Here is a 12,665-nt window from a genome sequence, read left to right as displayed (position 1 = left end):
GCCGCTCGCGGCCGGTCGCCCCCTTCGACGACAGGCCCTAGGCCGTTCAGGGCGCGGCGAACCGGGTCACGGCGTCCAGGTATTCCGTCGGGTCCGTCAGCCCGGCGGTCTGGAACGCCTCCCGCCGCTCGTAGCAGGTCCCGCAGGTGCCGCAGTGCCGCTCGCCGCCCTTGTAGCAGGACCAGCTGGCCTCCAGCGGGGCTCCGAGCCGCATCCCGTGGGCGGCGATGTCCGCCTTGGACCAGGTGATGAACGGCGCCTCCACCGAGGGGGTGGGGAAACCCTCGTTGGCCACCGTCACCAGCTCCCGCAGCGCGGCGTGGAACGCGGGCCGGCAGTCCGGGTAGATGAAGTGGTCACCGGCGTGCATGCCCAGCGCCACCACCCCGGCCCGGTGCGCGACCCCCACCGCCACGGCGACGTTGGCCAGCACCGCGTTCCGGTTCGGCACGACGGTGGCCTTCATCGACTGCTCCGCGTAGTGGCCGTCGGGGACCGTCACGCTGTCGTCCGTCAGCGCCGATCCGCCCAGCACCGAGCCGAGCCCGCTGAGGTCCACCACATGGTGCCGGGCCCCGTAGTGGGCCGCGATCCGGCGCGCCGAGTCGATCTCCCGGCGGTGCCGCTGGCCGTAGTCCACGGTCACGGCGATCAGCCGGTAGCTCAGCGCCGCGTAGTGCGCCATGAGCGTGGTGGAGTCCATGCCCCCTGAGAGCACCACCAACGCGGTGAACGGATCGGTTGGATCGGCACTGCTGCTGTTCTGCTCCATCATGAGCCTCCGGAGATAGGGGAGTCGCCGAGACACGAGGCGCATACGGCCGGGTGTGTTCGCTCATGGTGGTGTCCGGCCCGCGGGTCGCGCATCGCGGCACGGTGCCGAAGGACCCCTGGTACGAGGCCGAAGGGCGGGCACGGCGGTTCCGAGACGCAGCGGCCCGGGTCGGCCGGTGCGCTCTGCCGCGCGACCGGCGCCCCCTCGGTGAGCAGCGGCCACAGCCCGGGATCGCGGAACATCTCCGGGAAGTCCCGGCGGCCGGTGATGCCGAGCTTGCGGTACGCGCTCGACAGATGCAGCTCCACCGTGCGGCGGGTGATCCGCAGGGCCGTCGCGATGCGCTCGTTGGTGAGTCCGCGCGCCGCGTCGATCAGGATCTGGCGCTCCCGTGCGGTCAGCGCCAGCACGCCGCGCAGCGAGGAGTGGCGCGGGGCGCGGTCGTCCGCCAGGGCCAGCAGCTGCCGCCCCCGCTCGACCAGCGGCCGGGCGCCACACCGGCCGGCCAGCCCGATCGCCTGGGTCAGCACGGCGATCGCCTCGTCCGGCCGGTTGCGCCGGGTCAGCGAGGGCCCCAGGTCGGCCAGGCAGTACGCCAGGTCCAGCTCGCTCCCCTCCGCCTTCAGCAGCCGCGCCGCCGCGCGCAGCAGCCGCTCGCCCCGTGGCCCGCCGGAAACCCGGCTCAGCGCCCGCAACGCCCGGCCGCGCTCCTGCGGCGAGCCCGCGCGGTGGGCGAACCGCAGCTGCTCGCGGGCCAGTTCCAGGGCCTCGTCCGACCGCCCCACCTGGTGCAGCAGGATGGCGCCGTGCGTCCGCCACGAGGCGGTCACCGCGACGCGCAGCCCCGCCCCCTTGTTCCGGGCGTGCAGCTCCGCGAGGTCGCGCGCGGCACCCGGCAGATCGCCGTCGGCCGCCAGCAGCCGCGCCCTGGCCATGAGGACGTCCCGGTAGTGCCAGCTCGGCGGCAGATCGCCCCAGCACCGGTAGCGGCGCAGCAGCATGCGGGCCCGGTCGTTCTCGCCCTGGCTGATCAGCACGTCCGCGAGCGCGGCCAGCGCGGCCACCCGGGCCGGGGACCCCGGGCCCACGCCGTGCCGGGCGAGCTCCCGCAGGCACTCGCTCAACTGCTCGCGGGCGATGTCCAGGCGCCCTCGCGCGAGGGCGATCCGCGCCGCGACCGGCAGGAGCAGCACCCGGTACAGCGGGCGGGGCCGCAGGCCGGCCTGGTCGTCGTCCCCCAGCCGCGCCGCGGCCTCTTCGTGGTGGCCGTTGTCCACCAGGACGGTCAGCGCCGCCGCCCTGGCCAGCGGATGGAGGCACAGCTCGTCACCGGGGCGGCCGAGGGCCCGGCGCGCCTGCCCCACGGCCGACTCGGGAGCCTCGTCGGTGAGATGCCGGCAGAGCGCGGCCACGGCCGAGGCGGCCGTGCGCAGTCCGTCCGTGCCGTCCGCGTCGGCCAGCGGGTCCGGCCGGGACGCGATGAGTTCGTCGAGGAGCTCCGACGTCAGGCCCGGTAAGCGGTCGTACAGATGCCACGCGATGCGGTGCAGCCGGGGCCAGTGGGCCACTTCGGTCCCGGCGACGGCCACGGCGGTCGCGTCCAGCACCCGCTGCCGCTCCTCGGGGGAGTCCACGCCGTACAGCGCGCTCCCGACGCGCTCCAGCAGGCGCGCGCGGACGACCTCGTCGGTCGTACCGGCCAGGGTCGCCACCGCCGCGTCGAGGCCGCGGGCGCGGTCGGACCGGATCCGGATGTCGGCGATGCCCAGCACCGCCTGGCGGTGCTCGTCGCCGGAGGCCACCTGCGCGGCGTGTTCCAGACAGCGCAGCGCGGTGTCGGTGTCGTCGGCGGCCAGCGCGGACCGGGCGGCCTGGAGCAGCACGCCGGCCGGCCAGGAGCCGTCCAACGGGACGGCGGAGGCGATGAGATGGGCGGCGACCCGCTCGGCCGGGGCCCTCCGCTCGTGAAGATAGGTGGCGGCGGCCAGATGGGCCGCGTTACGGGCCATCAGGGTCATTCCGCCGACCAGGGCGTTGCGCACCAGGGAGTGCCGCAGCAGCAGGGTGTTGTCGTCCGCCACGAGCCCCATACGGACCAGCAGGTCCGCGGCCGTGAGCGTGTCCCCGAGCCCGGTGCCCGCCAGATGGGCGATGAGCGGGATGTCGGCACCGCCGTCCCCGGCGATGGCGATGGCCTCGGCCAGCCGCCCGGCCCTCGGGTCGATCCGGTTGAGCCGCCTGGTCACCACCTCGGCGACGGCCGGCAGCACCGCGGTGTCCAGCACCTCCGGGTCCGGGACGCCCCCGGTGTCACGGACGGTGTCACGGACCCAGCGGACGAGCTCCACCAGCATGAACGGGTTGCCGGCGGTCAGCCGGCGGCAGGCGTCGGCGAACCCGGTGCCGGGCGGGCGCGGCAGCCGGGAGCGTACGAGGGCGGCCGTCTCCTGCTCGGACAGCCCCCCGAGGTGCACCTGCTGTGCGCCGACGAGCAATTCGGCCAATTCCGAGGGAGCCGCGGCGGGCACGCCGTTCTGCACGGAGGCCACCAGCATCACCGGAAGGTGGCAGCATGCCTCCACCACGCAGCGCAGAAAGCTCAGCGACAACGCGTCGGCCCGGTCCGCGTCGTCGATGGTGATGACCAGCGGCGCTTTCACGGTCAGCTGGGACACCACATTCTGCACCGCGACCGCTATCTCCGCCCCCCATACCCGCGGAACAGCACCGTCGGGAACGGGACCCTGCGACAGTTTTTTGTAAATGTCGTGGAGTTCCACCCCCTGTTCACATCCGGGTGGCAAACAGTCTGCAAAACCTCCGACTAAATCATCCAGCAAGGCCCACGGAATGTAATGCCGCTGCTCGGTGCAGACCAGATCGACGACAGCGCACCCCTTGTGGCGCGAGGTGATGGCGAACGCGCGGAGCAGCGACGTACGCCCTATCCCCGCCTCGCCCGTCACCGCGTACCGGGCCGGGAGACGATCCGTGCTGTCGTGGCGCGCTCGGCGGAGCAGGCGCATTTCGGCCTGCCGCCCCATGAAATCCCGTAGTAGTTTCTCGTTCGCATGAACCATTGCTGAAACCCTCCGGTTCTGGATGACGCAGCCCGGTGTCAGATTCCCTTTTCCAGCTGATGCCGGGCACGTCGCCAAGGCTAAATCCAGGGAGGGTGACGGAGAAGGCAACAATCAGGCCAGCATGTCTGTATGTCGACGTTTCCCCGGCGGACATCATGATGTAAGGACCAGGATCTCGCGAGCGCCCCGAACCGGCCGGAAGTCCCGGCGCTTCGCCGTATCAAACGTGGTTCCGCGGTGGATATGTGCCCGGTCGCGCCCGGGGTGGCCGGTCCGCGACGGAGGGCGGTTCGGGCGAGTGGGTCCAGCACGGCGGGCGCGGACGTACCGGCGCCGTCCGCGCGCCGGTGACCAGCGGCAACAGGGCACCACGGACAAAGCGCCGACGCTCCGGTCCGGTGTCGCGATCCGCCCCTTGGTCCATCGGCCCGGTTCGGCGGCGGCGCGGAAGCACGCCCCCATGAGTGGACGCGCCATGCCGGACGCTGCCCGCTTTCCGTCGATCCCTGACCGAAAGCGGATCCGGGACGACCGTTTTCGACCCGCGTGCCCTCGGGCCGCCTGCCGTCGTTCCCCGCTCCTTGTTCGCTCTGAGCGATCAGCCACCGCCGCGCCGATTGCCCGGCCGAGGGAAGTCGGCCAACCGCGAACCGCCGCCCCTTCGGCGAGCGATAAGGAGTCGTGAAACTGTTCCGCCCCATGGGGCCAGACCGAAGCGACGGGGAGTTGCTGCGCGCCGTCGCGCGGGGGGACTCGCGGGCGCTCGCCACGCTCTACGACCGGCACGCGGGCTGGCTGCACGCGCGGCTCACCCGCCGCTGCCAGGACCCCGAGACCGTACGGGAGGTCCTCCAGGACACGTTCGTGGCGGCCTGGCGCACGGCCGACGCGCACCGCGGGCGCGAGGCGGGCGGCTGGCTGTGGACCATCGCGGCCCGGCGGCTCGTCGACGCCCAGCGCGCCGCCGCCCGCGCCGCCGAGGCCCAGGCCGCCCACGCCCGCCACCAGGCCGACGCGGCCCGCGCCACGGCGCCCTCCGCGGAGGAGCGGGCGCTCGACGCGCTGGAGTACGGCGACGTCGGCGCCGCCCTCGACCGGCTCTCCCCCGAGCTGCGCGCCGTCCTGCGCGCCACGGTCGTCGACGGGCTCACCACGCGCGAGGCGGCACAGCTCCTCGGCATCCCCGAAGGCACCGTCAAGACCCGCGCCCAGCGCGCCCGAAGAGAACTCCGCGCCGCCCTCACCCAGCTGCGCGCCACGCCCCCGCACCTCCTGGACGCCCTCGGAGGCACCGCATGACGCCCCGGCGACTGATCAAGCGCGGCGGCCCCGCCACCGCCTGGCACGTGACGCCCGGCCACGCGGCGTCCTACGCCGACGGCTCGCTGCCGGAGACCGACGCATGGTCGGTCGAGAAGCACGTCGAGTCCTGCACGGCCTGCGCGGAGCGCGTCTCGGCGGCTGTCCGCACGGGCGCGGCGGCCCCCGCGCTGGCCGAGATCCGCACGGCGGTGCTGGCCTTCGCCGCGCCGGACGCGGCGCCGGACGCGGAAGCGTCCCCCGCCGGGCGGCTCGGGGCGGTCCGGGCGTCCCGGGTGTGGATGGCGTGGGCCGCGGGGCCCGCGTTGTGGGGGCCCTGGCTGGTCGCGCTGGTGGTGACGGGCCTGGTCGCGGCCGGGGCCGCGCGGGCCGCCGGGATCTCCGGGGTGCGGCCGCTCCTGCTGGCGCTCGCGCCCGTACTGCCGTCCGCCGGGGTGGCCGTCTCGTACGGGCGGCACGTCGACCCGATGCACGAGCTGACCGCATCCACGCCGTCCGGCGGGCTGCGGCTGCTGCTGACCCGGACGGCGGCCGTGCTCGCCGTGTCCGTGCCGCTGCTGACCCTCGCCGGGCTGCTGCTGCCCGCCGCCGCCGGGGCGCCCGCCGCCTCGGCCTGGCTGCTGCCGGGGCTCGCGCTCACGCTCGCCGCGCTCGCCCTCGCCTCGTACGTCGGCTGCCGGATCGCCACCTTGGCGGTCGGCGCGGGCTGGCTGCTGGCGGTCGGCGCCCCGGCGCTGCTCGCGGGCCCGGTCCAGGGCGAGCGCGGCTCGCTCGCCGACGCCCTGACCGACTCCCTCACCGCCGTACTCTCCGGCCCCGCCGCCCAGAGCTGCTGGGCAGCCGCAGCGGCCGTCTGCGCGGGGCTGCTGACCCTGCGCCGCACCTCCTTCGACCGCCTGGAGCACATGTGAACAGCGCCGTCTCCGTCCATTCCGTCTCCGTCCATATCCATGGGTTGACCGTCCGGCACCGCAGGACCACCGCCCTCGACGCCGTCGACCTCGCCTTCGGCCCCGGCGTCCACGGCCTGCTCGGCCCCAACGGCGCGGGCAAGACCTCCCTGATCCGCGTGCTCGCGACGGTCGCCGCGCCCACCTCCGGGCGGGTGGAGCTGCTCGGCGGCGACATCTCGGCGCCCGCGCACCGCACCGCCGTACGCCGCAGGCTCGGCTATCTGCCGCAGGATTTCGGCTACTACCCGGGCTTCACGGTGCGCGAGTTCGTGGCCTACATGGCGTGGCTGAAGGAGATACCGCGGGCCGACGCCCCCGCCGCCGTGGAGCGCGCGGTCGCCCGGGTCGGGCTCGCCGACCGCATCGACGCGAAGGTCCGCACCCTGTCAGGTGGCATGGTGCGGCGCGTCGGCATCGCCCAGGCGATCGTCAACGACCCGCGGCTGCTGCTGCTCGACGAGCCGACGGCCGGTCTCGACCCGGAGCAGCGGGTGGACTTCCGGGCCCTGCTGCGGGAGCTGGGCCGCGACGCGACGGTGATCGTCTCCACCCACCTGGTGGAGGACGTCGCCGCGGCCTGCACGGAGGTCACGCTCATCGCGGCGGGCCGGGTGGCCTACCGGGGCACGCCGCAGACGCTGGCCGGGCTGGGCGCCGAGGCGGGGGCGGCGGACTTCGGCGACAACCCCATCGAGCGCGGCTACGCCGTGGCCCTGCGCCGCCAGCGGTCGGGCGCGGGGACCACCGGATGGACGGTGACCCGATGAGCCGGACCACCACCATCCGCCCCTCGCGCACCGCGCGCCCCCTGCGCACCGAACTCCGCCGCGGCATCGGCCCGGCCGTGGGCGCCGCGACGCTGGCCGCCCTGCTGCTCGCCATGTACGAGCGGGCCGACAGCTGGCTGGCCGGCTGGACCGACACCACCGACATGCTGCGCTCGGCCGGGGTGTTGGTCGGCGGGCCGCTGGCGGCCGCGGCCGCGTGCTGGCAGGGCGGCCGGGAGCGGCGGCGCGGGACGGAGGAGCTGCTGGCGACCGTGGCGCGCGGCCGCCTCCGGCGGACCCTGCTGACCGCGGCGCCCACCATCCTGTGGCCGGTGGTCGGGTATCTGCTCACGGCCGCCGTGTGCCTGGCGGCTACCTGGCGTTACGCGAGCGGCGTCGGCGGCCCGTACCCGTCGATGATCGCGGCCGACGCGATGGCGATCGGCTCGTTCGCCGCGCTCGGGTTCATCGCCGGCCGGCTGGTGCCGTGGCGGCTGGCCCCGCCCCTGGTGGCCTTCGTCGTCTTCGCCGTCGACCCCTTTGTCGCCAACCAGGACTCCCCCGTCGCCTGGCTGAGCCCCGGCAAGAACCACATCTTCTCCTGGGACCGGCCGGTGTGGTGGTTCGGCCCGGCCTCGATGGTGTGGACGGCCGGGCTCGCGGCGGCTGCGCTGCTGGCGTACGCCGCCCGCCGCCGCGCCCGCGCCCTGGCGCTCGCGCCGCTCGCCGCCGCGGCCACCGCCGCCGTCCTGATCGTGCAGACGGGCGACGGCGTATGGCGCCCGGACCCGGCGAGCGCGGCGCTGGTCTGCGACGACGGGACGCCGCGCGTCTGCGCGTCGCGGGCGCACGACCGGATGCTGCCGGACGCGTCCGCGGCGCTGGCGGGGCTGTCGGCGAAGCTGCGCGGCGTGCCGAACGCCCCGACCCGCATCGTCGAGAGCCGGGGCGACCACCACCGGGGGCCCCGCACCGACGCGGCGCTGTTCGGCTGGGACTACTACTTCCGGCGCAACCGGATCGTCGAGCCGGAGATGTTCGCGGCCAACGCCGCCCTCGGCGCGACGGCGCCGTCCTGCCCGGGCGTCTCGGACGAGGACCGCTACAACGACCTCAGCCAGGCCGTGGCCGAATGGCTGGCGCCCATGCCCCGGCCCGAGCCGCCCGCCGGCCAGGACGCCCCGGGCTACACCCGCGATCTGGAGAGGCTGAAGGCGATGCCCGACCGCGAGCGCACCCACTGGCTCGGCACCTACTTCGCCGCCGCGCGCTCCTGCCGTCTTGAGCAGGTGACGGCGCCATGAGCCTGCCGCTGTACGCGCGCTCGCGCGCCCTGCCCATGACCGTCGCCGTCCTGGCCGCCGCCTGGCCCACCACCGCCTGGCTCGCGGACTGGATCGTGGCGCACTCCGACCTCGGCCCGCGGGCCCGGCTGCCCCTCGTCGTCCTCGCGCCGGTGCTGGCCTCGGCCACGATCGGGGCGAGCCTGTACACCCACAGCGAGGAGCTGGACCGGACCGCCGTACGCCCGTGGTGGCCGCGGCGCGCCTGCCAGCTGCTGCTGCTCACGGCGGTGGCGGCCGGGCTGCTCGCGGCCGCCGTCCCCGGCGACCCGGAGCTGTACGGGGCGCCCGCCATGGTCCGCAACCTCCTGGGCGCGGTGGGGGTCACCGCGCTGGCCGCCACGTTCATCGGGGCGCGGCTGAGCTGGCTGCCGATGCTGCTGCACACCAGCGCGGTCTACCTCGGCGCGCAGACCGGCCCGGAGGACCCCGGCCCGGTCTGGGCCTGGTCGGTCCAGCCGGGACCGCAGCCGGCGGCATGGTGGACGACGGCCGTCCTCTTCGCCGCGGGCACCTGCCTCTACGCGCTGCGCGGCGCCCGCCCGGAGGGCCCCGGCTCGCGCCGCTGAGCGGGATCGCGCCGCCGGGCGGCCCGCCGGACCAACGGCCAGCACAGGACGCCGATCGCGAGGGCGAGCAGATGGCCCCAGTCGGTGAGCGGATCGGTGAACTCCAGCAGGTCCGCGACGAGGCCCAGCACGACCGCGCCGAGCACCGTCCAGCGCAGCCAGGGCCGCAGCAGCCCGGCGAGCGCGCCGGCGCAGGCGAGCAGCCCGTAGCTGATGCCGTAGTCGAGGCGGCGCAGCGAGCCGTCGGGCAGTTGCCCGGCGGCGACCGAGGCGGCCACGAACAGCTCGGTCAGCAGGGTCGCCAGGACGTGCCCGAGCAGGAACACCCCGGCGGTCCGCAGCGCGCCCAGCCGCCGCTCCAGGGAGCTGAGCACGACGAGGAAGGCGAGGATGTACGGCAGCCCGCCGACGAGCCAGGCCCCGCTGGCGACCAGCACCAGCACGGGCCGCTCGGCGAGGTTCGCGACGTCGGTACTGGAGTGGGCCAGCACGTCGCGCACGAGGTCCGGGTCCGCGAGCTGGGTGAAGGTCCCGGTGGCGACCAGGAGCAGGGCGTAGCCGAACGTGAACGGGGTCCGTGAGGGGCTGGGCAGGAACCGCGCCCACCCGCCCGCGCGCAGAGCCCGCAGGGCCCGGTTCTCGGAACGGAGCTGCGGGGTGTCGGCGTCCGGGGCGGCCGGGCCGGCATAACCGGCTTGGCCCGAGGAGGGGCCAGGGGAGGGGGCCGCGGCCGTACGACGCGCGGCGGCGTGGCGGCAGCGCTTCGGCGGGCGCGCCGCCCGCCGTGGGTCACCGGCCGCGGTGTCGACCGCTCGCGTCCACGTCACACCGGGGTTCCTTCCTCGTACCGCCCCCGTTTCACGCACAACAACAAACGGTCCGCGTCTCATGTCGCCGGACCGCCGGTTGTGAAGCAGGCCACAGTGAGGATCGCCGTCCCAGGGTCGGGCCCCGGTAGATTCGGCCGCATCCCGAGTTCACCCGGAAGGACCCGCCCCGTGTACCCGCCGTACGACACCGCCGACGCCGGCCGCCCCGTGACCCTCGACCGCCGCGAGGGTCCGTACGGCGAGGTGGTGCTGCGGCGGCGCGGCGGGGGCGGGACGGGTCCGGCCGGGGGCCCCGCCGCCCCGGCGCCGGTCTTCGAGATCATCGCGAACGGGTGCTTCCTGATGGACACCTCCGACGGCCGCTCCGAGCGGCTCCTGATCCGCGCCGCGCTGGACGCGCTGCCCGCCGGCCGGAGCGCGCCGGCGCTGCTGATCGGCGGCCTCGGCGTCGGGTTCTCGCTGGCCGAGGCGGCGGCCGAGCCGCGGTGGGGGCGGATCGCGGTGGTGGAGCGCGAGGAGGCGGTCGTCGACTGGCACCGCAGCGGCCCGCTGGGGCGGATCTCCGCGGCCGCGCTCGCCGATCCGCGCACCGAGGTGATCCGGGCCGATCTGGTCGCCTGTCTCCGAGCCGGCGAAGGGGCGGCGCCGTACGACGCCCTCTGCCTGGACATCGACAACGGCCCCGACTGGACGGTCACCGAGGACAACGGCGGCCTCTACTCCCCCGCAGGTCTCGCCGCCTGCCGGGCCCGCCTCACCCCCGGCGGGGTCCTCGCCGTGTGGTCCGCCCAGCCCTCGTCCGCGTTCGAGGAGGCACTCCGGAATGCCGGGTTCGTAGGGGTGCGGACGGAAGAGATCAGTGTTGCCCGAGGTGTCCCGGACGTCGTTCACCTCGCGGTTCGAGGCGCGTAGCCGAGCCGCGTACGCTGCCTTTACGCTGCTTGCCAGCGCGCGCGGCCGGGCAAGTGACCAGCCAGAGCCGCGGTTTCACGGAACAAGCAGGGGCGGGCGCATGGAGCAGACTCACAGCAGCCACAACGGGGCCGCCACGACCACCCCGGGGGCACAGCGCCGGGTGCTGGTCGTCGAGGACGACCCGACGATAGTGGACGCCATCGCGGCCCGGCTCCGCGCCGAGGGGTTCCAGGTGCAGACGGCCGGGGACGGCCCGGCGGCCGTCGACACGGCCGAGGCCTGGCAGCCTGACCTGCTCGTACTGGACGTGATGCTGCCCGGCTTCGACGGCCTGGAGGTCTGCCGCCGGGTGCAGGCCAGGCGCCCGGTGCCGGTGCTGATGCTCACCGCGCGGGACGACGAGACCGACATGCTGGTGGGCCTGGGGGTCGGCGCCGACGACTACATGACCAAGCCGTTCTCCATGCGTGAACTGGCCGCGCGGGTGCATGTGCTGCTCAGACGCGTCGAGCGGGCGGCGCTGGCCGCGCACACCCCGCGCAGCGGCATCCTGCGCCTGGGCGAGCTGGAGATCGACCACGCGCAGCGCCGGGTTCGGGTGCGCAACACAGATGTGCATCTCACCCCGACCGAGTTCGATCTGCTGGTCTGCCTGGCCAATACGCCGCGCGCGGTGCTCTCCCGCGAGCAGCTGCTCGCGGAGGTCTGGGACTGGGCCGACGCCTCGGGCACCCGCACCGTGGACAGCCATATCAAGGCGCTGCGCCGGAAGATCGGCGCGGAACGGATCCGTACGGTGCACGGCGTGGGATACGCCCTGGAGACCCCGGCGGCATGAGGCCATCCGGCCGCCGGACGGCCGTCTGGAGCCGCGGACCCTGGCGCGAGACCTGGCGCGAGACCTGGCTCGGGGTCTGGCGCGGGATCTGGCGCGGGATCTGGCCGGAGACCCGGCGCGCCGCCTGGGCCCGCCACTGGGACCGGCTGTGGGAGGCGCTGAAGCCCTTCGACCCGTACCGGTCGGTGAAGGCCGCGCTCGGCGCGCTGGTCATCGGCTCGGTGATCATCACCACGCTGCTGGTGTTCGCGGCGATGCACTCCGACACCGAGCTGCGCATCATCACCATCTTCTCGATCATCGCCTCGCTGCTGATCACCCAGTTCGTGGCGCACGGCCTGACCGCCCCGCTGGACGAGATGACCGAGGTCACCCGGGCGATGGCGCACGGCGACTACACCCGGCGGGTGAGCGCGGCCGAGCGGCGCGACGAGTTCGGCGCCCTGGCCACCTCCTTCAACCGGATGGCCGCCGATCTGGAGGCGGTGGACACCCAGCGCAAGGAGATGGTCGCGAACGTCTCCCACGAGCTGCGCACCCCGATCGCGGCGCTGCGCGCGGTCCTGGAGAACGTGGTGGACGGGGTCTCTGAGGCCGACCCGGAGACGATGCGCGTCGCGCTGCGCCAGACCGAGCGACTGGGCCGGCTGGTCGAACAACTGCTCGACCTGTCCCGGCTGGACAAGGGTGTGGTGCCGCTGTACGCGCGGCGCTTCGAGGTCTGGCCGTATCTGGCCGGGATCCTCAAGGAGGCCGGGATGGCCAAGGGCGCGTACGGGGGCTCGGGCTCGCACACCCGCAAGGACGTCCACCTCAACCTGGACGTCTTCCCGTCCGACCTGTCCGCGCACGCCGACGTGGAGCGGCTGCACCAGGTCGTCGCCAATCTGATCGACAACGCCGTGAAGCACTCCCCTGCGCACGGCCGGGTGACGGTGCGGGCGCGGCGCGGCGAGAGCCCGGAGAGCCTGGAGCTGGAGGTGCTGGACGAGGGCCCGGGGATCCCGGAGGCCGAGCGGCACCGGGTCTTCGAGCGCTTCAACCGGGGCGGCCCGTCCGCGCAGGCCGGCGAGCCGGGGGAGCCGCGCGGCCCGGGGCAGGGCAGCGACGGCGGCACGGGGCTCGGTCTCGCCATCGCGCGGTGGGCGGTCGATCTGCACGGGGGGCGGATCGGCGTGGCCGAGTCCCCCCGGGGCTGCCGGATCAAGGTCAGCCTGCCGGGACGCGCCGATCTCTAGGGCGATCTCCAGTGCGAACCGCACCCCCACAGAG

At 74.8% G+C, this 12,665-nt stretch carries 11 protein-coding genes; 8 read left to right on the top strand and 3 right to left on the bottom strand.

The features are described from left to right. Positions 1-46: 46 nt before the first annotated feature. Both queC and ACH4S9_RS11795 read right to left on the bottom strand, forming a co-directional pair. Entirely contained in the window at positions 47-775 is a 729-nt protein-coding gene (gene queC, locus ACH4S9_RS11800) for a 7-cyano-7-deazaguanine synthase QueC (RefSeq protein WP_398371364.1), read from the bottom strand. Continuing rightward, entirely contained in the window at positions 772-3,819 is a 3,048-nt protein-coding gene (locus ACH4S9_RS11795) for an ATP-binding protein (RefSeq protein ID WP_398371835.1), read from the bottom strand. Before ACH4S9_RS11795 ends, queC begins: the two co-directional genes overlap by 4 nt. A gap of 738 nt (positions 3,820-4,557) precedes the next feature. On the opposite strand from ACH4S9_RS11795, the gene ACH4S9_RS11790 reads away from it, so the two are divergent. From ACH4S9_RS11790 to ACH4S9_RS11770, 5 genes are read left to right on the top strand one after another with little or no spacing between them, the layout of a single operon-like run. After that, the gene (locus ACH4S9_RS11790; protein WP_398371362.1) at positions 4,558-5,157 is read left to right on the top strand and encodes an RNA polymerase sigma factor; all 600 of its coding nucleotides are present in this window, start codon (positions 4,558-4,560) and stop codon (positions 5,155-5,157) included. Further along, on the top strand, positions 5,154-6,089 hold the full coding sequence (locus tag ACH4S9_RS11785; RefSeq protein WP_398371360.1) for a zf-HC2 domain-containing protein: 936 nt from the start codon (positions 5,154-5,156) through the stop codon (positions 6,087-6,089). The genes ACH4S9_RS11790 and ACH4S9_RS11785 overlap by 4 nt, the downstream gene beginning before the upstream one ends. After that, a complete protein-coding gene (locus ACH4S9_RS11780) occupies positions 6,086-6,898 on the top strand; it encodes an ABC transporter ATP-binding protein (RefSeq protein WP_398371358.1) in 813 nt (270 codons plus the stop codon). The genes ACH4S9_RS11785 and ACH4S9_RS11780 overlap by 4 nt, the downstream gene beginning before the upstream one ends. Then, entirely contained in the window at positions 6,895-8,202 is a 1,308-nt protein-coding gene (locus tag ACH4S9_RS11775) for a hypothetical protein (protein ID WP_398371356.1), read from the top strand. The genes ACH4S9_RS11780 and ACH4S9_RS11775 overlap by 4 nt, the downstream gene beginning before the upstream one ends. Next, positions 8,199-8,810 (top strand): hypothetical protein, encoded by a 612-nt coding sequence (locus ACH4S9_RS11770; protein WP_398371354.1) that lies wholly within the window; start codon positions 8,199-8,201, stop codon positions 8,808-8,810. The genes ACH4S9_RS11775 and ACH4S9_RS11770 overlap by 4 nt, the downstream gene beginning before the upstream one ends. Here the strand turns inward: ACH4S9_RS11770 and ACH4S9_RS11765 are convergent. Then, the gene (locus ACH4S9_RS11765; RefSeq protein WP_398371352.1) at positions 8,762-9,637 is read right to left on the bottom strand and encodes a rhomboid-like protein; all 876 of its coding nucleotides are present in this window, start codon (positions 9,635-9,637) and stop codon (positions 8,762-8,764) included. The genes ACH4S9_RS11770 and ACH4S9_RS11765 overlap by 49 nt on opposite strands. Positions 9,638-9,808: 171 nt before the next feature. On the opposite strand from ACH4S9_RS11765, the gene ACH4S9_RS11760 reads away from it, so the two are divergent. The 3 genes from ACH4S9_RS11760 (at position 9,809) to ACH4S9_RS11750 (ending at position 12,631) form a co-directional block, all read left to right on the top strand. Continuing rightward, positions 9,809-10,552: a spermidine synthase gene (locus tag ACH4S9_RS11760; RefSeq protein ID WP_385343199.1), complete on the top strand. Its 744-nt coding sequence runs from the start codon at positions 9,809-9,811 to the stop codon at positions 10,550-10,552. Positions 10,553-10,652: 100 nt separating this feature from the next. Next, positions 10,653-11,393 (top strand): response regulator transcription factor, encoded by a 741-nt coding sequence (locus ACH4S9_RS11755; protein WP_311728899.1) that lies wholly within the window; start codon positions 10,653-10,655, stop codon positions 11,391-11,393. Continuing rightward, the gene (locus ACH4S9_RS11750) at positions 11,390-12,631 is read left to right on the top strand and encodes an ATP-binding protein (protein WP_398371349.1); all 1,242 of its coding nucleotides are present in this window, start codon (positions 11,390-11,392) and stop codon (positions 12,629-12,631) included. Before ACH4S9_RS11755 ends, ACH4S9_RS11750 begins: the two co-directional genes overlap by 4 nt. The last annotated feature ends 34 nt before the right edge of the window (positions 12,632-12,665 follow it).

This window comes from Streptomyces sp. NPDC021225 (assembly GCF_044332865.1).
In the GTDB taxonomy this organism is placed as follows: Bacteria; Actinomycetota; Actinomycetes; order Streptomycetales; family Streptomycetaceae; genus Streptomyces.
The sequence above is the reverse complement of the archived record's forward strand: the minus strand, read 5'-3'. Positions and strand labels throughout refer to the sequence as shown.